The organism is Larkinella bovis (assembly GCF_042655385.1).
GTDB lineage: Bacteria > Bacteroidota > Bacteroidia > Cytophagales > Spirosomataceae > Larkinella > Larkinella bovis.
In genome coordinates this window covers 262,253-283,690 of the sequence record NZ_JBHSMA010000005.1, presented here as the reverse complement: position 1 = coordinate 283,690, position 21,438 = coordinate 262,253, and the positions used below count along the sequence as shown (strand labels likewise).

Here is a 21,438-nt window from a genome sequence, read left to right as displayed (position 1 = left end):
GTCTAAAAACACCTGATAAGTCCTATTGGTTACTCACTAATTCCTATTGGAAACGACGTTTCGCTGGTCGGAATTTGAAATTCTGACCCCGGCTGCTACGGATTTGAAATCCGCTACCTGAAAACCGTAAACGGAATACCGTCCTTACATATGCAGCGCCCGGTTTTCGGTCGCGGCCAGACAGGCTTCCTTAATGGCTTCCGTGTAGGTCGGGTGCGCGTGGGAAATCCGCCCGATATCCTCCGCCGAGGCCCGGTATTCCATTGCCACGACGCATTCGGCGATCATATCGGCGGCCCGGGCACCGATGATGTGCATTCCCAGGATTTCGTCGGTTTGTTTGTCGGCCAGGACTTTAACCAGGCCGTCGAGGTCCATCGAAGCACGGGCGCGGCCCAGCGCTTTATACGGAAACGAGCCCACTTTGTACGCCCGCCCTTCCGCTTTCAGTTCTTCTTCGGTGAAGCCCACACTGGCAACTTCCGGCCAGGTATAGACCACCCCCGGAATCAGCCGGTAATTGATATGCGGTTTTTGTCCGGCCATGGTTTCGGCCACAAACACCCCTTCTTCTTCGGCTTTGTGGGCCAGCATGGCTCCGCGAATCACGTCACCGATGGCGTAAATATGCGGTACGCTGGTTTGCAGGTGGTCGTTGACCTCGATGCGTCCCCGGTTGTCGGTAGCCAAACCGGCCGCTTCCAGGTTCAGGCCGTCGGTATAGGGCCGCCGACCCACCGACACCAGGCAATAGTCGCCTTCCAGCGTAATCTGTTCCGGTCCGTCGCCACGGCCTTTCGGGGTATCCGCTTTTACGATAACCCCATCCCCGGTATTTTCAACGCTGGTTACTTTATGGCTGAAATAAAAATCGGCACCCAGCTTTTTGACGGCTTTCTGGAGTTCTTTGCCCATCGTTTTGTCCATCGTCGGGATCATCGAATCGGCAAACTCAACGAAGGAGACTTTGGAGCCGATGCGGGCATACACCGAACCAAGTTCCGCGCCAATCACGCCCGCACCAATCACAATGAGGTGTTTCGGCACTTCCTGTAGCGTCAGGGCTTCGGTGGAGGTGATGATGCGCTTTTTGTCGATGGGCATCGACGGGAAGGAAGACGGTTTGGAACCCGTCGCAATGATGAAGTTCTTTGCCGTAATCTGTTCTTCGCTGCCGTCGTCTTTCGTTACCTTCAGCGTGTTGGCATCGACAAACGACCCGAGTCCCTGATGAACCGTGATTTTGTTCTTCTTCATCAGAAACGAAATACCGGTTACGTTCGCTTCCACAACGCCTTCTTTCCGCTTGATCATCTGGGGCAGGTCAACCTGCAAATCAGCCAGTTTGATCCCGTGTTCGGCGAAGGTGTGCGCAGCATTGTAAAAATGCTCCGAAGAATCAAGCAGGGCTTTCGACGGAATACAGCCGACGTTGAGACATGTTCCGCCCAGCGTTTTGTATTTTTCCACGATGGCCGTTTTCATGCCCAACTGGGCGCAGCGAATCGCGGCTACGTAGCCGCCCGGTCCGGAACCGATAACGATAACGTCGTATTGCATAGGCTTGTAAATCGTTGGAGATAGAGTGAGTAGTTAGTTGTTTCGGGTTTGGAATCGGAGAGCCAGGGATGCTGAACCCGGTTTCCATATAAAGGTGTAGGACGAACTATAAAACCGTTCTGCTGACAGGAGTTTGCCTCCGCATAAAAACGATTTTACAATCCGTCCTACGGATGATTAAACACCCAGTAAAATCCGGGCCGGGTCTTCCAGCAACTGCTTCACGCGAACCAGGAAGCTCACGGAATCCTTGCCGTCGATGATCCGGTGATCGTACGACAACGCCACGTACATAATCGGGCGAATCACAATTTCACCGTTGATAACCACCGGGCGTTCCACAATGTTGTGCATCCCCAGGATAGCTGACTGCGGAGCATTGATGATCGGCGTTGATAGCATCGAGCCGAAAACCCCACCGTTCGTGATCGTAAACGTCCCCCCGGACATCTGCTCGATGGTCAGTTTGTTGTCACGCGCCAAACCCGCCAACCGGATGATTTCTTTCTCGATACCGGCGAAATCCATCGCTTCGGCGTTGCGAACAACGGGCACAACCAGGCCGCGCTCCGTCGAAACCGCAATGGATATATCACAAAAGTCATTGTAAACGATCGAATCGCCATCGATCGACGCATTGACGTTCGGGAAATCCTGCAGGGCAATACAAACCGCCTTGGCGAAGAACGACATGAAGCCGAGACCCACCGCGTGTTTTTCCTTGAACTTATCTTTGTATTTGGCCCGCAAATCCATGATCGGCTTCATATCAACCTCGTTGAAGGTCGTCAGCATGGCGGTTTCGTTCTTCACGGCCACCAGACGCCGGGCGATGGTTTTGCGCAGGGAGGTCATCCGTTCACGCCGTTGCCCCCGGTTTCCACCCGCAGCGGGTGCGGGGGCCGGAGCGGCAGCAGGAGCCGGTTTGGGAGCGGGTGCAGCCGCGGGTTGCGGAGCCGGAGCGACCGGTTTTTCTGCTTTTACCGCATCTTCTTTTGTGATACGGCCCCCAATGCCCGTGCCATTTACTTCTTTGGGATCGATGCCTTTTTCGGCCAGAATTTTGGCCGCTACCGGCGACGGATGATTGGCGGCATAGCCATGCTCAGCCGATTGAGCCGCTGCGGGCTGCCCCCCCGGTTGTGAAGCCGGAGCGGACGGTTGGGCTGCGGATTGCGCAGCCCCGGCCCCTACTTCAATCCGGCAGATAACGGCCCCGATTGCCAGCGTTGAACCCGCTTCGGCCACAATCCGGAGTGTTCCGGCGGCTTCGGAAGGTAATTCAAAAGTGGCTTTGTCGGACTCCAGTTCGCACAGGACTTCATCCTGCTCGACCCGGTCACCGTCTTTTTTATTCCAGGAAGCAATCGTCACTTCGGTAATCGATTCCCCAACCGGCGGCACTTTCATTTCCACGACTTTCGGTGCCGGAGCCGCTGCTGCGGGTGCCGGTTCAGGGGTGGGCTGCGGAGCCGGTTGGGCAACTTCCGGTTGCGGAGCAGCCGGTTGTTTGGCCGGAGCCGGAGCATCGGTCTGGGGAGCCGCGCTATTGGCCGCACCCGCCGGTTCGATGGTACACAAAACCGCACCGATGGGTAATACATCGCCTTCCTTCGCCAGGATGTGTAATACCCCGTCGGCTTCAGCCGGAAATTCAAACGATGCTTTGTCGGATTCCAGTTCGCACAGCACTTCATCCCGCTTCACCGAATCGCCCTCCTTCTTGTGCCACGCGCCAACCGTTACTTCCGTAATCGACTCCCCAACCGGGGGAACTTTCATTTCTATTGCCATTTTCTCTTAGTTTTCAGTTGTCAGCTATCTGTACGGTTTCGATAACTGTAAAACCTTATTCAAATGCCCGGCGGATAATGTCAGCCTGTTCCTGGGCGTGAACTTTCGAATAACCAGTGGCGGGTGACGCACTATTTTTCCGGGTGATCCCGCGCAATTTCAGATTCAAAGCCGAGCGCAGCAAGTAGGTCCAGGCGCCCATGTTTGACGGCTCTTCCTGTACCCAAATCAGTTCGGCACTCTTGCTATAGTTGGCCAGAATGGCATCAAGCTGCTTCTGCGGGAACGGATGTAACTGCTCCAAACGGATGATAGCTACGTCTTCGCGCTTATCTGCCTGTTGTTTTTCGAGTAATTCGTAATAAATTTTACCCGTACACAACAGAATTCGTTTTACTTTCTTGCCCGTTGCGTAACTATCCGGTAACACTTCCTTGAATGTACCTTTCGTAAGGTCTTCCAGGGGCGAAACTACTTGTGGATGTCGCAATAAAGATTTCGGTGACATAACCACCAGCGGTTTCCGGAAAGGCCAGGTCAACTGCCGACGCAGCAGGTGGAAGAAGTTAGCCGGCGTGGTTACATTGGCTACCACCATGTTGTATTCGGCCGACAATTGCAGGTAGCGTTCCGGGCGGGCATTGGAGTGCTCCGGCCCCTGGCCTTCATAACCGTGGGGCAATAACATCACCAGACCATTCATCAACCCCCATTTCGATTCGCAGGAAGAGACAAACTGATCGATAATGACCTGAGCACCGTTCGAGAAGTCCCCAAACTGGGCTTCCCAGATCACCAGCGCGTGCGGAGCGGCCATCGAATACCCGAATTCAAAACCCAATACGCCGTATTCCGACAGTAAGGAGTTATAAATCTGCATTTTCTGCTTGCTGCCTTCAATATGATCCAGTGAGCTGTACGATTCGTTTGTTTCGGAATCGTGCAGAACGGCATGACGGTGGGAGAAGGTTCCCCGCTGCACATCCTGCCCGCTCAGCCGAACCACTTTATTTTCGGACAGAATCGAGCCGTAGGCCAGCAATTCGGCGGTTCCCCAATTGACCTGTTTGGTTTCGAACAACATCTGCCGACGGTCTTTCAGCAGTTTATCGATCTGTTTCAGGGGTTTGAAACCGCTCGGAATCGTGACGAGTGCGTTCCCGACTTTCTCCAGCGTTTCCATGGGAACACCGGTTTCGGGCGACTGATCGAAGTCTTCCGGCTGGCTCACCCGCAGTTCGGCCCATTCGCGGTCCAGCCGCAACGGTTTATAGGGAATAGGCGTTTTCTGCTTTACCATATCCAGGCGGTCCTGGAGTTCTTTCTTGAACTCCGCGTCCATTTTAGCCGCCAGTTCGGCATCAACCTCGCCCCGATCAATCAGGCTTTTGTTATAAATCTCCCGCGGGTTCGCGTGTCTTTCAATGGTATTGTACAGCGTTGGCTGGGTAAACTTCGGTTCGTCCGACTCGTTATGGCCGTATCGACGGTAGCAAACCATGTCGATAAAGACATCCCGATTGAATTTCTCCCGGAATTCGACCGCCAGTTTAGCGCAGAAAATCACGGCTTCCGGATCATCACCATTGACGTGAAAAACCGGCGCATCGACAATCTTGGCCACATCCGAACAATAGATCGACGAACGGGCGTCTTCAAAATCGGTCGTAAAACCGATCTGGTTATTGATCACAAAATGGAGTGTGCCCCCGGTTTGATAACCGGCCAGTTTAGCCATTTGCGTTACTTCATACACGATTCCCTGTCCGGCTACGGCTGCATCACCGTGGATCAGGATCGGCAGAATCTTGTCAAAATTTCCGCCGTACTCTTCATCGGCCTGCGCCCGCACGAAGCCCTCGATGATCGGGTTAACCGCTTCGAGGTGCGACGGGTTCGGGGCCAGTTTCACACTGACCTGCTTCCCCGCCGAGGTTTCGATCAGGCTCGAGTAGCCCAGGTGGTATTTTACGTCCCCATCGCCAAACACCTGATCGGGAACATTGCCTTCAAAACCGCTGAAGACGTCTTCGTACGATTTGCCCAGGATGTTCACCAGTACGTTCAGACGCCCCCGGTGGGCCATTCCGATCATCACTTCTTCGACGCCCAGTTCACCACTGTAGTTGATGATGGCATCCAGCGCCGGAATCGTGGTTTCGCCCCCTTCGAGGGAAAACCGCTTCTGGCCTAAATATTTGGTATGGAGGAAGTTTTCAAAAACCGTTGCCTCGTTCAGCTTCTCCAGAATCCGTTTTTTTTCTTCAATCGACGGATCAAACACCAGGGCCTCCTTCTCGATTTTGTTGCGAAGCCAGTTCTTTACGTCGATTTCCCGGATGTACATGTACTCGAAACCGATGGTGCCCGCGTAGATTTTTTCCAGCGACTCCATGATTTTCCGCAACGAGCTGGGCCCAATACCCAGCAAGGTTCCCGCATCGAAAACCGTGTCGAGATCGGCCTCGCTCAGGGCGTAATCTTCTAGACCAATCCGCGGATTCCGGTCTTTCCGGTTCCGAATGGGGTTGGTTTTGGCCAGCAGGTGGCCCCGTGAACGGTAGGCTTTAATCAGACTGGCGACGGATACCTCTTTTTCTGCGTGTTTGGTATCGATTACGGGCTTTGTAGCCGTCTGGTCCGTGTCGGAATGACCATTCGCGCCATTTCCACTTTCACCATACGACTGAGAGAATTCAAAACCTTCAAAAAATTTTTGCCAGCTTCCATCCACCGAGCCCGGATCTTGCTTATAAGATCGGTATAAATCGTCGATGTAAGCTGCTTCAGAGTTAGCTATATACGAGAATCTGTCCATAATTCGGGGTCACCCATGTTCGATCGGCAAAGTTAAAGGATTCAAATAGAAAGATTGTCTACTATTTATTCAATTCTTTACGAATCGACTCCGGTTTTATTCAGGTAACAATGCCGGTTTCAAATAAGTTGAAAAAAAGACGAGAGGAGGAAGGAAAGAACGGACAAAAGAAGCAGCAATCGTGCTCCATTTTCCTGTTCTTTCCTTCCTCCTCTCGTTCGTATCTCCTTAAAATTATACCAGATTATTCTTGAAAGCGTAGGCCACCATGCCGGCCGTGTTTTTCGTACCGGTTTTTTCCAGAATCCGCAGGCGGTGTCCTTCCACGGTCCTAGGGCTGAGGAAGATTTTTTCGCTGATTTCGGCCGTCGACAGACCCTCACAAATGAGTTTGAGCACTTCTTTCTCCCGCTCTGATAGCAGCACTTTGCTATTGTATAAGGTGGAGGTCGCGGTCGATGGCTGTTTAATCACGGTTGGTTTATTAACCATTTTGCGGTGCATGACCTTCGAAACAAAGTCATTGAGGTAGACCCCGTCGTCCATCACCCGGTGAACCGCTTTCTCCACTTCGTCCAAATCCGCGTCTTTCAGGACATACCCACTCACGCCTTTTTCCAGCAGGTGCAAGACAAACCGGTCCTCATCGTGCATGGTGAGCATGATGATTTTGATGTCGGGGTGGTTTTCCCGGATGTATTCCGTGGTCGCAATGCCATCCATCACCGGCATTTCGAGGTCCAGTAAAACGACATCCGGCATTCGGCGCGTCAGTTTATCGATCAGCTCCTGCCCGTTGCTGGCTTCCAGAACCAGTTCAAAATCAGGAACCTGACTCAATACCGAAGCCATTCCTTTCCGAAATAAATTATGATCGTCGGCTAATGCAATCTTGATCTTTTTCATGGGTAAGGGTTGAGCGTTTTGCGTCCGGGAGTTGAATGGCTAAAATCAGAAAGCGGTTTATGCGTCAAAAATAAGCGATCCCAGCGTTTCCTCCTTCACTTTTTAGCCCCTCATTCACGGTTAATTTTTGTCCTGCTCAGGTCCCGGCAAGGCGGGCATTGTATTCGCTTCCGTTCCGCAAAATACGAAGCCTTTGAAAGGTACTGACACTTATACCGGTTCTACTTCCACCTCAACCTCCGGTTTCAGATTCCGGACCTGAATATGAATCCGGGAACCGCGCCCTTCTTCCACGTCAAACGTTACATGTCCGTCGATAACATTCAGGCGGCTCTCGATGTTTCGCAAACCAAGACCCCGCTTTTTGTCCTTCATGATTTCGTCCAGATCAAAACCGCGTCCGTCGTCGATCACTGACAACAGAACGCCGTTCGGCTGACAATGCAGATCAATGATAATCGTTTGGGCGTTAGCGTGTTTGATGGCGTTATTGAGCAACTCCTGGGCAATCCGGAACAGCGTCAGATCCAGTTGCGGCAGCAATGTCGGTAATTTGTCCGAACACGTCAGTTCGACGTGAACTTCGCCATTGCTGGCTTTTTCGGCCAGTTCTTCCAGCGCCGACACCAGGCCGAAGCGTTCGAGCGTAGTGGGTACCAGATCACGGCTGATGCGCCGGACATTGGCGATTGTTTCGTCCAGGAGCGAGCGGGTTTTCTGGACCAAAACCGTAGAGCCGGGGTCATTATGCTCCACCGTTCTGCCTAACTGATTCAGACTCAACTTTGTAACAGACAACATCGTACCAATTTCGTCGTGCAGGTCCTGGGCGATGCGCCGGCGTTCGTGTTCCTGCGCCTGAAGGGTAGCGGCAAGCAGTCCCTTCCGGTATTTCTCCTGCCATTCTTTCAGGATGAGTTGCTGACGAATTTGTTTTTGCTGGTAATAGGCAACAAAGACGATGATGAAGATCGCCATCACCAACAAAACAGCCGTTCCGACGGCGATAAATAATTTCATGTCCTCGTTCACAGCGAGTCAGAAGCGAAGTGCGATCCCATACCTGGGAAATAATTACGAATCATCTGGCGAAATATAAAACTCAGCGGTCATTTCCGCAAGCGCCTTATATTAAACGGTCAACTGGTCGGCCAGCCGCGATTCGCGCCGGCGAAGCCAGAAACTAATGGTAAGGACGATGTAAAAAAAGGTCGTAAACGACCGGACGATCTTGATGTAAAGCGCGTAACTTCCGTTCGAACTCAAGTCGCCGAGGGTCACTTTGACAAACAGAAACACGAACAACGTTCCGGCGGCATGGACGATGGCGCCCGCACTCACCCAGAACATGGCGTGGAGCAATAAATTCTGTACCTGCATTTTCGCCAGAACGTAATGAAAAAAAAGCAGCGCGTACATAATCATGATGATCCGCTGAACGCCCAGGGCCACGCCGGCAATGTTGGTCCAGCTAAAATCGTACAGAAAAACCAGCAGGTAAACGCCAAAACCGGCCAGCACCAGCGCCTGGTTCTTTTTGGACTTTAGCTCGATCCAGTAGGCTGCCGCAAAACAGCCCATTTCAACCAGCGAATTAAGGTTATACAAATAAATATTGTTCTGCCGAAAAGCCGCATCGTGCAGTTGCACCAGGCTAATGACGAACGACAGCAACAGCATCCGAAACAACCAGCGACTCGGTTTATCCAGAAAACCGTAATTGACCAGACCCGTTCCTAGGGCAATGACTAAGAACAGATCTGGCAAAAATGAATCCGGGTACTTCAGGATTAATGTTATGTACGGATGATCAAGCATACCTGATTTCCGGTATCACGGATTACATTCCGGTGGACATAGCGGTCCATCGGCCAGTTGTCCGTCGCGGCCCGCAGGCATGTCTTTCATGCCCGTTTCGGCCGGAACGCTCAACTCCAGAATTTCCTTCCCACTTTTGTCTACGCCAACCAACACCACCCGTGGTACCAGATGCTCTTTGCCGTTCACTTTTTCCCGGCGCTTGGCGTGATAGACCCGGATGCCGACACAACCCGGTTGCTTCAGAATTTCCTGTAAATTATCACTTCCAAAAAACTCGGAACGGATGGTATCTTCTTCCGGAATCAGTTGTGCTTTCTTGCGTTCCTGGTAAGCACCTTTGAATTGATCGGCTTCTTGCTGGGAAATAAAGCGTCCCGCACCACTGGTAATTCGACTCATGGTTAAAAAGAGGTTTAAAGTTGTTCGCAATTCCAGCCCAAAATTGCACAAGCTTGTTCTGGAAAGCAATTATTCGGACCAGCGTTTTAGTAAACGGAAAGCACGCAACATCAATTCGTTTAAATTTCACGTTTTCCCCTAAAACGACCGCAATTACCACGCCAGTTATTTAAATCACTCTTCTACCGTATAATTATCCTTATCGTACTTACTAACCCAAAAACCGACCGAAACAAATAAACAAAAAGCGATGTATGTCACTAATATAAAATTCCAATACACAAAAAAAATCTCTGGTGTTGTTTTTGTCGATAAGATCACTTTAGAAAACAGAAAAATCAGGATCGTGCCGGTTGCCTGAATAATAATACCGCTACTGATCCAGAATAAGGAGTGTTTCAAAATATTTTTAACCCGCATTTCTGCCAGTATTTCCATAAAATACAGCAACGCCAGAAATAAACTGTAGATTCGCGTAATGGTAAATATTCCAGCCGAAAACTCATTCTTTTCCCAAAAAACAATATTTGTAAGAAATACTATACTTGCAGTAAGTACAATTATCTTTTTATAATTCGGCCTATTAACCGAAAAATAATAAATCAAACCAAAAGTAATTACTTCTATAAAACCTATGAAATTATACAAAAAGATATTATTAATTTTATTGGCTGCATAAATATTAGAAATAAGGTTTCTAAAAAAAATAATTAGAAAAAAAAGAATCAGAAACCTTACTTCGTATTTTTTAGTATCAGCATAAAATATACCCAGGATAACAGGAGCTATTGTTGCTATATCATGAATTAATTCTAATGGATGCTCTAAATATAAATTGAAGAGTCTTTCTAACATTTTCGTCTTCAGATCTTAATATTTAGCAAGAGTGCGGGCATGGCATCCCATCCGCCAGTGCATCTCGGCCGACAGGCATGTCTTTCATACCGGCCGCTTCGTCTCCTTCCTCCGTGGAACGTGTTTTGAGTCCGGCGTCGCTGGTCAGGTTACCAAAGAAAATATCCTTGCCTTTGGAGTTCACAGCGGCCAGCACCAGCTTGGGCCTGAGTTCTCCGTTATCGTCTTTTTCTTCCCCCAGTCCGTAATAAATCCGGATACCGACACAATCGTCGTACCCCAATAGCTCGTTGAGTCGGTTGATGCCGAAAAACTCGGCACGGGTAAATTTGCTTTCGAACTCCCCTTTTTTCCCTTCCCTGCTCTGGCGGAATCGGCGCGTCAACTTTTCAGCGTCCCGGTTTCGAATAAAATTGCCCGCATCACCCCGGTAGTGATCTTTTGAGTTGTCTGTCATAATTGTATTGGATGATTTCGTGTTTAGCTCATCCAAAATAGAAACCGGGAGGGGAAATAGCAATCTGGAGGAAGAAGACGAAGACAATCAAAGTACTGATAACCAGACACTTGGCCTTTAAAAACAGGTAGAAATACGCAATTAAATACGGAGAATCCCTTGCTCTGGCCCTTAAAAACCCTTTTTTTAAGAACCTACGAAGTTCTTCTCTAAATTTCTTATTAACTTCCCTGCACATTTGCAGAGAGTTGGCGAGTCCTTTCCAAAGGATGAGCCGATTTTCTCATCTCATAGGTTAGGTTTGGAAAAGGCCAGGACTTTGTCCGGGCTTTTTTTTTGATAAGGAGAAAAGAAAACGCAGGAGGAAGGAAAAAAGAAAAAACGCCTTTCGTCCGCTCCTGCTTTCAAACCTTTATTTCAGCAAATTCAGTAAATACTGTCCGTAACCACTTTTGACCAGCGGCTGGGCAATGGCCTGTAACTGAGCGGCATCGATGTAGCCCATCCGATACGCCACCTCTTCGATCGACCCGATTTTCAGGCCCTGACGCTCCTCGATCACCTCCACAAACTGACCCGCCTGCATCAGCGACGCAAACGTTCCCGTGTCCAGCCACGCCGTCCCCCGGTCCAGAATCCCCACTTTCAGTTTGCCCCGCTCCAGGTAGACCTTGTTCACATCCGTGATTTCGTACTCACCCCGTGGACTGGGTTGCAGCCCCTTGGCAATGCTCACCACCTCATTATCATAGAAATACAAACCGGGCACTGCATAATTCGACTTGGGCTGGGCCGGTTTTTCTTCGATCGACAGCGCCTTTTTATCCCCATCGAACTCCACCACCCCGTAGCGCTCCGGATCGTTCACTTTGTAGGCAAACACCACGCCCCCGTCCGGGTCGTTGTTGGCCTGCAGCAGTTTCGAGAGGCCCGACCCGTAGAAAATGTTATCGCCCAGAATCAGGGCCACTTTGTCGTCGCCGATAAATTCTTCCCCAATCACAAACGCCTGCGCCAGCCCGTTGGGAAGCGGTTGTTCGGCGTAACTGAACGAACAGCCCACCTGCGAGCCATCGCCCAGCAGTTTCCGGAAATTGGGCAAATCGTGCGGAGTCGAAATGATCAGCACCTCGCGGATACCGGCCAGCAGCAGGATCGACAGGGGATAATAAATCATCGGTTTGTCATAAACCGGCATGAGTTGCTTGCTGACGGCCAGCGTCAAAGGGTGCAGACGAGTACCGGATCCACCGGCCAGAATAATACCTTTCATGAGCTTTAAAGAGTGAAAGAGCGAAAGAGTGAGAGAGAGAGCGAAAGGATCCGCTGAGCAGAGCACTCGCTCTTTCACTCTCTCACTCTTTCGCTCTTTGAAAATGCTTATCGGTTTGCGTACATGGAATCGTAATACTTCTGGTAGGAACCCGAGGTGACGTTTTCGAGCCACTCCTGGTTGGAAAGAAACCAGTCGACGGTTTTTTCGAGCCCTTCCTCGAACTGCAGCGAAGGTTGCCAGCCCAGTTCGTTCATCAGCTTGCGGGCGTCGATGGCATAGCGCAGGTCGTGGCCCGCCCGGTCGGTGACGTAGGTAATCAATTGCGCCGAGGTGCCTTCGGGGCGGCCCAGCTTGCGATCCATGATGCTACAGAGCAGGTGCACCAGATCGATATTTTTCCACTCGTTGAACCCGCCAATGTTGTAGGTTTCGCCGTTTTTACCGTGATGATAAATCGTGTCGATGGCCCGGGCGTGATCGATGACAAAAAGCCAGTCGCGCACGTTTTCACCCTTTCCGTACACCGGCAATGGCTTGTTGGTCTGGATGTTATGAATCATCAACGGAATCAGTTTTTCGGGAAAATGGTTGGGCCCGTAGTTGTTCGAGCAGTTCGACAGCACGATGGGCAGTTTGTAGGTATTGCCGTAGGCCCGCACGAAATGGTCGGAAGCCGCCTTGGACGCCGAGTAGGGCGACTGGGGGTCGTAGGGCGTGGTTTCGACAAAGAAATCTTCCGGATTGTGCAGCGATCCGTAAACTTCGTCGGTGGAAACGTGGTAAAACCGTTTGTCGGCGAAATCGGCTTTCCAGCTATTTTTGGCCGCATTCAGCAGGTTGACCGTGCCAACGACGTTGGTCATGACAAAGGCCATCGGGTCGGTGATCGAGCGATCCACGTGCGACTCGGCCGCCAGGTGAATCACCCCGTCGAACTGCTGTTGGGCAAAGAACTGATCCAGAAAAGCCGCATCCGTAATATCCCCTTTGACGAAGCTGTAATTAGGCGAATCTTCAATATCTGTCAGATTGGCGAGGTTACCGGCGTACGTCAACTTATCCAGGTTAACAATCTGGTAATCCGGATACTTGGTCACAAATAACCGTACGACATGCGAACCAATAAAGCCGGCACCGCCGGTGATCAGAATCTTCTTAGACATACAATTTATCCCGAAACGGTTGATTTTTTCAAATGCAAATTCTGCTCCCAGCGCCAGGCATCCTGTAAGCCTTCGGCCAGTGTTTTCTCGGCCCGCCAGCCCATGACATTGTTCACTTTATCGACCTGCGCGTAAATTTTTTCGACGTCTCCCGGACGGCGTGGCCCAATGGTGTAGTTGAGTTTAAGGTTGTTGGCCTCTTCAAACGTCCGAATCAGTTCCAGCACGGTATTTCCCTGCCCGGTTCCCACATTGAAAATGTCGTAATAACTGGTTTCCTCCTGCGAATCGAGCAGCCGCAACGCCTGAACGTGCGCTTTCGCCAGATCGACAACGTGAATGAAATCCCGGATGCAGGTTCCGTCGGGGGTGTTGTAATCATCGCCGAAAACCGTCAGTTTCTCACGGATGCCCGCAGCGGTTTGGGTAATGAACGGCACCAGATTGCCCGGCACGCCCAGTGGCAACTCGCCAATCAGCCCGGACGGATGCGCGCCCATCGGGTTGAAATACCGCAGGGCCACAGCTTTGATGGGCGCCTTGGCAAAAACCGTATCCCGAATAATATCTTCACAAATGGCTTTGGTGTTTCCGTAGGGCGACTGCGCCGGTAGCCGGGGAGTTTCTTCGGTCACGGGCAGGTGCTCGGGCTGGCCATATACCGTACAGGACGACGAAAAAACCAGATTCGGAACGCCATGCTGTTGCATGGTTTCCAGCAGAAGCAGGGTCGAGTCGAGGTTGTTGCGGTAATACATCAACGGTTTGGCAACCGATTCTCCCACCGCCTTATAGGCAGCAAAATGGATCACGCCCTGAAAATTCTCTTTTTCAAAGATGTCGCTCAGCGCCCCGGCATCGTTGCAGTCCGCTTCGTAAAAAGCAACGTCCCGACCCATAATCTGGCGCAGACCGTCTAAGGCCGAACGATTGGAATTGGAAAAATTATCAATGATAACGGGCTCATAGCCGGCATTCACTAATTCGACGACCGTATGGGATCCAATAAATCCGGCTCCGCCAGTAACTAAAATTTTCATGAGACTGGTTGTATGAAAGGCGTTTATACTAACGTTGAGTTCACTACGGATTCCGGCGGAAAAACTGCCGGACCGTCTGATAATTTTGTATTTTTAGAATGATGTGGTTGGAAAATCATTTTTTAAAAAATCGTGTTAGAAAATCGGAAGAAGCCCGTTTCTTACCGGGCAAAAGTATAAAATTCAGTAGGTTTCTAAAAATAAGTTTTTATCTTCGGGTCAGACCCTCTTAGCGATCGGTCCACCGCGTTGGCCGAACGCTGAGATTGGCGGTCCAATCCCACTGGAGAAGCATGATAAACGATAACGAAATAAAAGCGCTGATTTCTCTTTTGGACGATGATGACCAGGAAATCACCGAACACGTTGAGCAGAAGATTCGCGAACTGGGTGGCCAATTGATTCCGTATCTGGAAAGTGAATGGGAAGATAGCTTTAATCCAATTCACCAGAAGAAAATTGAGGAGTTAATTCATGATCTGCAATACCAGTCCGTGCTGGAACGCATCAAAATCTGGAAAGAAACCGGCGGACTCGATTTGCTGGAGGGGTTGTGGATTGTAGCGACCTACCAATACCCGGATTTATCGCTTGATAAATTGCGCCACGAAATCAAACAACTGTATCTGGATGTGTGGCTGGAAGGGAAGTCGGACATGCACCCGATCGACCAGATCAAAACCCTGAACACGGTTTTTTTCAACAAACTCAAATTTGCCGCTAACACCAAGCACTTTCATTCGCCGTCAAATTCGATGATCAACGTCGTGCTGGAAAGCCGGCGCGGTAACCCGATTTCACTCTGCGTCATCTACATGATGATTGCGCAGCAACTCGATCTGCCGGTTTACGGCGTCAACCTGCCGAGTTTGTTCGTGCTGACGTATAAAAAAGATCATACGCAGTTTTACATCAACGTTTTCAACCGTGGCCTGGTCTTTTCAAAATCGGACATCGACCACTACATTGGTCAGTTGAACTTAAAACCTGCCGACACCTACTACCAGCCCTGCACCAATCAGGACATCATCCGGCGGGTGCTGCGGAACCTGATGCTGGCGTTCGAGAAAATCGGCGATACCGGGCGCGTCAGGGAGGTGGAACAACTGCTGAACGCCCTGCACGACGAAGGAGCCACCCCGCCCCTGTCGGACTATACCAACAAGTGACGGCCTTAGAAGGCAATGGCCAGCATCCCGGGACCGGTTTCGAAGTAGTGAATGGTCAACTCCCGCACGTCATCCGGCAGCCGAACGTGTCCGGTCAGTAAACCGGCATTATCGGCAAACGGCTCGACGTGCAAATGCTCACGGAAGGTAAGCTGGCGTTTGCCGTACAGTTTATAAAGGGCTTCTTTGGCGCACCAGTACACCGCCAGCCGGTGGATATCCCCGTTGGCATGCCGGTTTTCCTCGTCGGACAGCACGCGCGGTACCACCCGCACAAACTGCTCCCGAAACGGCTCAATATCGATTCCGACCGCCCTGGAATGGTGCAACACCGCAGCCGCCCAACCGGCGGTATGCGAAATGGAGATATGGGCATTCTGGCCAATCAGATGCGGTTTTCCGTATTCGTCTTTATACAGGCCCGAATACGTTCCGAACGGCCGCACCAGCGCCTGAACGGCGGCCCGGCACGCCAGCCATTCGACCCGCTGGGCCGGATGCGTAATCTCCAGCAATTCCATCTGTTCCGGGAGGGTCAGCGTTAGCAGCGGACGCAGTTCGTCTTCACGTTCCTCGATTTTCCACAAGACCGCCGTGCAATCGGCCCCCAGTCGGTGGGTTTGATAAACGGACATAGCCGGTTTTTGGTTTGAGGGTGTAAAGATAACGGAAACCGGTTTTCCGAAGCGATTCGGGCCCGGAAATGGGAACTTGGCCGGACACTTTCGCATTTTCCCGTTATCATTGCAGAAACGAAACCAATGCACGTTCATAAAGTTGACACCTTTGCCGGTCACCGCGACTGCGTTTATACGCTCGACGCCGGAGCTTCGCCCACCGATTTTTTTTCGGCGGGGGCCGACGGACTGGTGGTTCGCTGGCAGCTCAACAAACCGGATTTGGGCACGCTGCTGGCCCGCATTCCGGCCTCCGTCTATGCCCTGGCGTTCGATGCAGACCGGCAGCAACTATGGGTGGGGCAGAACTACGACGGTATTCACCTCATCGATCCGCTTGAGAAACGGGAAGTCCGCTCCGCGCAGATCACGGCGGCCGCCATTTTCGATATTAAACTGATTGACGATTCGGCCTGGATCGCGCTCTCTGACGGTATTGTGGTGGTGATGGACCGCACCAACTTCGTAGTCCGGAAACACCTGAAAGCGGCCGACAAAAGCGCCCGGTGCATCGCCATCAATCCGGTTAGCCGGGAAGTGGCCGTGGGCCATAGCGATAACCATATTCGCATTTTTGACCTGGACACCTTCGCCCTGAAACGGGTATTTCTGGCCCATGCGAATTCCATTTTTACGGTACAGTACTCGCCCGACGGGCGGTTTTTGCTGTCGGCGGGTCGCGATGCCCACTTCAAGGTCTGGAGCGTGGCCGATCAGTATGCGCCCCATACCGACGTGGCCGCCCATCTATTTGCAATCAATCATCTTTGCTACAGCCCGGATGGCGCGTTATTTGCTACGTGCAGCATGGACAAATCCATCAAAGTGTGGGATGCCGACAGTTTCCGGCTGCTGAAAGTCATCGACCGCGCCCGGCACGCGGGCCACGGCACATCGGTCAACAAACTGCTCTGGAGTTCGTACCACCAGCAGCTCATTTCGGCCAGCGACGACCGTCTGATCGCGGTCTGGGAAATTGTCCGCTAACTAAAAGTTTAAACCCCTTTTTGGCATTTTTTCAAAATTCAGACTAAAAAATTGATATTTTCGGCAGGATCGCTTTACTTTTAGCGGAAAAGTAGAGGGATGACACCATAAACCTTTCACCCATGAAAATAACGCCCATCGAGATACGGCAGCACACATTTGAAAAGAAAGGATTTGGCGGTTACCGCCCCGACGAGGTAGATGCGTTTCTGGCTTCGCTTTCGCAGGAGTGGGAACGTGTGACGAGCGAGAGCAAAATGTTGAAGATGCAGCTGGAACTGGCCGAGAAAGAACTCAGCAAGTTCAAGGACATCGAGATGACGTTGTTTAAAACGTTGAAAACCGCTGACGATACCAGCACGCAGATTACCGATCAGGCCAACAAAGCCGCCGAAAAATACCTCAACGAATCGAAACAAAAAGCCGACGAAATCCTGGCCGACGCCCGTAAGCGTTCGACCCTGATGGTGCAGGACGCTGAAAATCAGGCGCGTTACATCAAGGAAAATATTCTCAACGACCTGAAGGCGATGGAACACGACTTCAAGGCGATGGAAAAATACAAGGAAGGACTCATCAAACAGATCCGGACGCTGGCCAACAGCGCCATCGACAACGTCGATCGGTTTGAGAAGAAGTTCAACCAGCAGTCGCTACAGGCCAAAATTGACGAAGTAACGGCGCTGCATGCCGAGAAGGAAACCGCCCCCGGCATTGAAGAAACCCCCGTTGCCGACGTGGATGCCACGCTGGTCAATCCGGAAACGCTGCATGTCGAAAACACGGACGAAGCGCTCGAAAAAGCGGAAGCTACCCCAACGGATGCGACGGCGATCGACCCGGTGGAAGCGCAGGGTGAAGAGGCCGCCGAAGCCGGTTTACCAATTACGGAACCGGAACGTGACGAATCTGAGTCCAGCGAACCACAGGCCGTTCACGACGAACCGGACGGTAGCAAGAAAAAAGAATCCGGCTCCTTCTTCGATCAGATTTAACCCAAAGCGGACCCTGAGTCCGCTTTTTTATTCTACTTTTGGGCGAAACTTTTACCCGCCTGAAAAAGGCGGAACCCCCACCGCCGATTCGCACCCATGGGAACCATTTCGCTTGAAGGGCTTGAATTTTTCGCCTACCACGGCTTCTACGACGAAGAACAGAAGATCGGGAACAAATACTCCGTCGATATCACGGTGACGGCCGACCTCTCCGAAGCCGCCCGGCTCGACCGCCTGAGTACGACGGTCAATTACGGCGACTTGTACAACATTACCCACGCGGCCATGCAGCACCCCGCCCGGCTGCTCGAACACATTGCCCACAACATCATCGTCGAAATCCGCAAACAGTACCCCCGGATTGAAACTATCGAAGTCAGCGTTTCGAAATTCAATCCGCCCATCGGGGGCGTTTGCCACCGCGCGAAGATTACCCTGCGGGGGTGAATCGCCAATTGGATTCCTGCAATTTATTTAAAAAAAAGTACTACACCCCTTGATTTTCTCACTACAGTGCTTCTATCTTTGCTTAACTAACTTAGTGCGTTAAGCTGTATGCAAAAAAACATCCGCTGGTTCATCGTCTTCCTCCTTTTTATAGCAACCGGTCTGAGTTTTCTGGACCGGCAGGTGCTGTCGATCGCTATTTTGAAAATTCAGGAGGAATTCCACATCACGGATGTTCAGTACGGCATGGTCAACACCAGTTTTCTGATCAGCTACGCCCTAATGTTTACGCTCGGCGGCTGGCTGATCGATCGGATGGGGGGCAAAATCGGCCTGGCGCTGTCGGTCGGCCTGTGGTCGGTGGCCAACAGTTTGCACGCAGTCATGACCAGCTTTACCCAACTATTGACGTATCGGTTTTTGCTGGGTATGGGAGAAGGGGGCTGTTTTCCGGGGGCGGCCTGGACGGTCTACCGCTGGTTCGACAAGAAAGAACGGGCGCTTGCCAACGGTATTGCTATTGGCGGTTCAGCCATTGGCGCGGTGGTCGCTCCTCCCCTCACCATCTGGTTGTCGGCCCATTACGGCTGGCGGGGCGGTTTTCTGATTCCGGGTCTGGTTGGCATTGCGTGGGTCGTCATCTGGGTCTTGATTCCCTGGAAAAAAACCGCGTTGGCCGAAACGTCCGCGCCGGATCAACCCGAAAACGTATCGTTTCTGGAGCTGTTCAAAATGCAGCCGACCTGGGTGTTTATTCTGGTGCGTTTCCTGCTCGACCCGGTTTTTTATTTCATGATGTTCTGGATTCCGAAATACCTCAGTTCGGTCCGAAATGTCCCATTTGAGCAAATTGGCAATCTTTTCTGGATTCCATTTCTGGCGCTGGGCGTTTCCAACATCCTCGGTGGCTGGTTCTCGGGGCGGTTAATCGCGGGCGGTTTTTCCATCAATAAAGCCCGGAAAACGGTCATGGGCCTTGCGGCCCTGCTGACGCTCGCGGCCCCGGCCATTGAATGGGTTTCGGCGGTTTCGGTGGCGATTTCGCTCATGGCGGTTTTCATGTTCGCCCACGGTTTCTGGATCACGAATTACATCACCGCCATTTCGGATATGTTCGGCCAGAAAGCCACGTCGACAGTGGTTGGTTTGTCCGGCACGGCGGGCGCGGTTTCGGGCCTGTTGCTCAATCCGCTGATGGGCGTCGTGATCGAGCAATACTCCTACCGACCCCTCTGGATCGCGTCGGGGCTGCTCTATCCGTTTGCTTTCGGACTGTTCATCTGGCTAATTCCCAAAATAAAACCGTTATTCGAAGAGGAAAATCCAAGCCTGATTCCGGCCGAAACACTGGGCGATAGCAGCCCACGATTATAACTGGAGAAAGTAATCAACCCGGCCAAGCCCATTTCAAAACCGCTAAACGGTTAAGGCATACCGGTGTCCTCGACATTATTCCTGGGTAAAACCGGGGTTATTAAAAGGAGTATTCGGGTTCTTTCACTCGTCGTGAACTGGAAGTATACCCTAATCATCTTAGTGCGTTAAGTACACAAAAGATATACAAATAGATCACCATGACAAACAACCTATTACAGGAAGTAGCTTCCGCCAACGGGGCAGTATACACCAAACGCAAAAAGACCCGTCCCCGCATCGGGGTTTTTGGCGTGGGCTATTTCAAATATTGGAGTCAATTTGATGGTCTGCTCGACGATATGATGCAAAAGCAGGCGGTTTTGATCCAGAAAATTGAAGCGCTTGATGCCGCCGAAATCGTCGATTTTGGTATGGTCGATGATGCGACCAAAGCTTACGAGTTGGTTCCGAAACTCCAGGCGGCCAACCTCGATCTGATTTTCTGCGATATGCTCACCTACGCAACCTCCAGCACGTTCGGGGTGATCATCAAAAGCATCGACGTTCCGATTGTTCTCGTTGCTCTCCAGCCCGACAAAGCGATGGATTACAGCCGGGCTTCCACCTACATGCAGTTGTACAACGACGACATCTGCTCGTTGCCCGAGTTTGCCGGGGTGGCCGTTCGGATGGGTAAAAAAGTGCCTGAGATGATCATCGGGACCCTGCACGATGACCCGGCAGCCGACGCCGAAATTGAAGTGTATTGCAAGATTGCCGCCGTGTTGCACGACCTGAAGATCTCGCGGATCGGGCATATCGGTCACCCGATCGAAGCCATGCTGGATATGCATTCGGACTCGACCATGCTGACGGCGCACTTCGGCCCGCACATTGTTCAGTGCGAAGCGCACGAAATTGTCTCCCAGTATCAAAAAGCAACGGAAGAGGAAATTGACGCCGTCAAAGAACGCATTCTGGCTTATTTCGATACCCCCGACCCGGTTTCTGACCCCATTTCCGAGAAGCTGCGGGATTCTGACCTCTACATTGCAGCCCGGGCCGCCGTGGCCTTGGCAAAGTTTATCCAAACGAAAAACCTGGATGGTTTGGCGTACTACTACGATGGTCCCGAAGACAGCGACACGCGAGTCGTCATGTCGAACCTGATCGTTGGTAATTCGCTGTTGCAGGGCGCCGGTTTCCCGATGTGTGGCGAATCGGATCTGAAAACCTGCATTGCCATGCTCATTATGGAGCGTCTGGGCATCGGGGGGAGCTTCGCGGAATTTCACCCCGTTGATTTTAAAGAGGACTTTGTGCTGGTTGGTCACGATGGCCCGCACAACATCGCCATTGCCGATGGGCAGCCGGTTCTGCGGAGCCTGAAAAAGTACCACGGCAAGCCCGGTTTCGGCGCGGGCGTCGAGTTCAAGATCAAGCAGGGACCAATTACCATGCTGAGTATCAGTTCAACTTTCGACGGCAAAATGAAATTCGTCATCGCCGAAGGCGAATCGCTGGAAGGGCCGATTCCGCCAACGGGCAACACCAATACCCGTGGTTTTTTCAAACCAGATGTCCGCACGTTTCTGAAACGCTGGATTAAGGAAGGGCCGACGCACCATTTTGCTTTAGGTGTTGGTCACCACGCCAAAACGATTCAGAAAATTGCCGAGTACCTTAAAATTGAATCCATCATTATCAATTGACAAAAC

Annotated in this window: 19 protein-coding genes; 6 read left to right on the top strand and 13 right to left on the bottom strand. The window is 51.5% G+C overall.

Translation table 11 applies throughout. The annotated features are described in order from the left end of the window. Window positions 1-144: 144 nt before the first annotated feature. The 12 genes from lpdA to galE form a co-directional block, all read right to left on the bottom strand. Window positions 145-1,560 (bottom strand): dihydrolipoyl dehydrogenase, encoded by a 1,416-nt coding sequence (gene lpdA / locus ACFPMF_RS17640; protein ID WP_379847680.1) that lies wholly within the window; start codon window positions 1,558-1,560, stop codon window positions 145-147. A 177-nt stretch (window positions 1,561-1,737) separates the two neighbouring features. After that, window positions 1,738-3,354: a 2-oxoglutarate dehydrogenase complex dihydrolipoyllysine-residue succinyltransferase gene (odhB, locus tag ACFPMF_RS17635; protein ID WP_379847677.1), complete on the bottom strand. Its 1,617-nt coding sequence runs from the start codon at window positions 3,352-3,354 to the stop codon at window positions 1,738-1,740. Between the two features lie 55 nt (window positions 3,355-3,409). Further along, entirely contained in the window at window positions 3,410-6,172 is a 2,763-nt protein-coding gene (locus tag ACFPMF_RS17630) for a 2-oxoglutarate dehydrogenase E1 component (RefSeq protein WP_379847674.1), read from the bottom strand. Window positions 6,173-6,406: 234 nt separating this feature from the next. Continuing rightward, entirely contained in the window at window positions 6,407-7,078 is a 672-nt protein-coding gene (locus ACFPMF_RS17625; RefSeq protein WP_379847671.1) for a response regulator transcription factor, read from the bottom strand. A 210-nt stretch (window positions 7,079-7,288) separates the two neighbouring features. Continuing rightward, the gene (locus tag ACFPMF_RS17620) at window positions 7,289-8,098 is read right to left on the bottom strand and encodes a sensor histidine kinase (RefSeq protein ID WP_379847669.1); all 810 of its coding nucleotides are present in this window, start codon (window positions 8,096-8,098) and stop codon (window positions 7,289-7,291) included. 111 nt (window positions 8,099-8,209) lie between these two features. Then, window positions 8,210-8,845 (bottom strand): hypothetical protein, encoded by a 636-nt coding sequence (locus tag ACFPMF_RS17615; RefSeq protein ID WP_379847667.1) that lies wholly within the window; start codon window positions 8,843-8,845, stop codon window positions 8,210-8,212. A 66-nt stretch (window positions 8,846-8,911) separates the two neighbouring features. Beyond that, on the bottom strand, window positions 8,912-9,298 hold the full coding sequence (locus tag ACFPMF_RS17610) for a hypothetical protein (protein WP_379847665.1): 387 nt from the start codon (window positions 9,296-9,298) through the stop codon (window positions 8,912-8,914). A gap of 174 nt (window positions 9,299-9,472) precedes the next feature. Then, window positions 9,473-10,153, bottom strand: coding sequence for a hypothetical protein (locus tag ACFPMF_RS17605; RefSeq protein WP_379847662.1), 681 nt, complete (start codon window positions 10,151-10,153; stop codon window positions 9,473-9,475). 22 nt (window positions 10,154-10,175) lie between these two features. Then, window positions 10,176-10,610, bottom strand: a complete 435-nt coding sequence (locus ACFPMF_RS17600; RefSeq protein WP_379847660.1) for a hypothetical protein — start codon at window positions 10,608-10,610, stop codon at window positions 10,176-10,178. 412 nt (window positions 10,611-11,022) lie between these two features. Beyond that, a complete protein-coding gene (gene rfbA, locus ACFPMF_RS17595; RefSeq protein ID WP_379847657.1) occupies window positions 11,023-11,883 on the bottom strand; it encodes a glucose-1-phosphate thymidylyltransferase RfbA in 861 nt (286 codons plus the stop codon). A 107-nt stretch (window positions 11,884-11,990) separates the two neighbouring features. Then, window positions 11,991-13,049 (bottom strand): dTDP-glucose 4,6-dehydratase, encoded by a 1,059-nt coding sequence (gene rfbB / locus ACFPMF_RS17590; protein WP_379847654.1) that lies wholly within the window; start codon window positions 13,047-13,049, stop codon window positions 11,991-11,993. Between the two features lie 5 nt (window positions 13,050-13,054). Further along, entirely contained in the window at window positions 13,055-14,089 is a 1,035-nt protein-coding gene (gene galE, locus ACFPMF_RS17585) for a UDP-glucose 4-epimerase GalE (RefSeq protein ID WP_379847651.1), read from the bottom strand. Window positions 14,090-14,385: 296 nt separating this feature from the next. Between galE and ACFPMF_RS17580 the strand changes: the two genes are divergently transcribed. Continuing rightward, window positions 14,386-15,258, top strand: a complete 873-nt coding sequence (locus tag ACFPMF_RS17580; RefSeq protein ID WP_379847967.1) for a transglutaminase-like domain-containing protein — start codon at window positions 14,386-14,388, stop codon at window positions 15,256-15,258. A gap of 5 nt (window positions 15,259-15,263) precedes the next feature. On the opposite strand, the gene ACFPMF_RS17575 is transcribed toward ACFPMF_RS17580, so the two are convergent. Next, window positions 15,264-15,893: a 4'-phosphopantetheinyl transferase family protein gene (locus ACFPMF_RS17575; RefSeq protein ID WP_379847649.1), complete on the bottom strand. Its 630-nt coding sequence runs from the start codon at window positions 15,891-15,893 to the stop codon at window positions 15,264-15,266. Between the two features lie 126 nt (window positions 15,894-16,019). Between ACFPMF_RS17575 and ACFPMF_RS17570 the strand changes: the two genes are divergently transcribed. The 5 genes from ACFPMF_RS17570 to ACFPMF_RS17550 all read left to right on the top strand — a co-directional run bounded on the left by ACFPMF_RS17570 (window position 16,020) and on the right by ACFPMF_RS17550 (window position 21,432). After that, window positions 16,020-16,922 (top strand): WD40 repeat domain-containing protein, encoded by a 903-nt coding sequence (locus tag ACFPMF_RS17570; RefSeq protein ID WP_379847647.1) that lies wholly within the window; start codon window positions 16,020-16,022, stop codon window positions 16,920-16,922. A 122-nt stretch (window positions 16,923-17,044) separates the two neighbouring features. Continuing rightward, on the top strand, window positions 17,045-17,917 hold the full coding sequence (locus ACFPMF_RS17565; protein WP_379847645.1) for a DivIVA domain-containing protein: 873 nt from the start codon (window positions 17,045-17,047) through the stop codon (window positions 17,915-17,917). 96 nt (window positions 17,918-18,013) lie between these two features. Continuing rightward, on the top strand, window positions 18,014-18,364 hold the full coding sequence (folB, locus tag ACFPMF_RS17560) for a dihydroneopterin aldolase (protein WP_379847642.1): 351 nt from the start codon (window positions 18,014-18,016) through the stop codon (window positions 18,362-18,364). A 108-nt stretch (window positions 18,365-18,472) separates the two neighbouring features. Next, on the top strand, window positions 18,473-19,738 hold the full coding sequence (locus ACFPMF_RS17555; protein WP_379847639.1) for an MFS transporter: 1,266 nt from the start codon (window positions 18,473-18,475) through the stop codon (window positions 19,736-19,738). Between the two features lie 200 nt (window positions 19,739-19,938). Further along, window positions 19,939-21,432, top strand: a complete 1,494-nt coding sequence (locus tag ACFPMF_RS17550; protein WP_379847636.1) for an arabinose isomerase — start codon at window positions 19,939-19,941, stop codon at window positions 21,430-21,432. The last annotated feature ends 6 nt before the right edge of the window (window positions 21,433-21,438 follow it).

Bases quoted from the DNA above. Each gene is read 5' to 3' on its own strand.
- ACFPMF_RS17620 (WP_379847669.1), bottom strand. From the start codon at position 8,098: ATGAAATTATTTATCGCCGTCGGAACGGCTGTTTTGTTGGTGATGGCG.
- ACFPMF_RS17605 (WP_379847662.1), bottom strand. From the start codon at position 10,153: ATGTTAGAAAGACTCTTCAATTTATATTTAGAGCATCCATTAGAATTA.
- ACFPMF_RS17570 (WP_379847647.1), top strand. From the start codon at position 16,020: ATGCACGTTCATAAAGTTGACACCTTTGCCGGTCACCGCGACTGCGTT.
- ACFPMF_RS17630 (WP_379847674.1), bottom strand. From the start codon at position 6,172: ATGGACAGATTCTCGTATATAGCTAACTCTGAAGCAGCTTACATCGAC.
- ACFPMF_RS17610 (WP_379847665.1), bottom strand. From the start codon at position 9,298: ATGAGTCGAATTACCAGTGGTGCGGGACGCTTTATTTCCCAGCAAGAA.
- galE (WP_379847651.1), bottom strand. From the start codon at position 14,089: ATGAAAATTTTAGTTACTGGCGGAGCCGGATTTATTGGATCCCATACG.
- folB (WP_379847642.1), top strand. From the start codon at position 18,014: ATGGGAACCATTTCGCTTGAAGGGCTTGAATTTTTCGCCTACCACGGC.
- lpdA (WP_379847680.1), bottom strand. From the start codon at position 1,560: ATGCAATACGACGTTATCGTTATCGGTTCCGGACCGGGCGGCTACGTA.
- ACFPMF_RS17575 (WP_379847649.1), bottom strand. From the start codon at position 15,893: ATGTCCGTTTATCAAACCCACCGACTGGGGGCCGATTGCACGGCGGTC.
- odhB (WP_379847677.1), bottom strand. From the start codon at position 3,354: ATGGCAATAGAAATGAAAGTTCCCCCGGTTGGGGAGTCGATTACGGAA.
- ACFPMF_RS17600 (WP_379847660.1), bottom strand. From the start codon at position 10,610: ATGACAGACAACTCAAAAGATCACTACCGGGGTGATGCGGGCAATTTT.
- rfbA (WP_379847657.1), bottom strand. From the start codon at position 11,883: ATGAAAGGTATTATTCTGGCCGGTGGATCCGGTACTCGTCTGCACCCT.
- rfbB (WP_379847654.1), bottom strand. From the start codon at position 13,049: ATGTCTAAGAAGATTCTGATCACCGGCGGTGCCGGCTTTATTGGTTCG.
- ACFPMF_RS17550 (WP_379847636.1), top strand. From the start codon at position 19,939: ATGACAAACAACCTATTACAGGAAGTAGCTTCCGCCAACGGGGCAGTA.
- ACFPMF_RS17625 (WP_379847671.1), bottom strand. From the start codon at position 7,078: ATGAAAAAGATCAAGATTGCATTAGCCGACGATCATAATTTATTTCGG.
- ACFPMF_RS17555 (WP_379847639.1), top strand. From the start codon at position 18,473: ATGCAAAAAAACATCCGCTGGTTCATCGTCTTCCTCCTTTTTATAGCA.
- ACFPMF_RS17565 (WP_379847645.1), top strand. From the start codon at position 17,045: ATGAAAATAACGCCCATCGAGATACGGCAGCACACATTTGAAAAGAAA.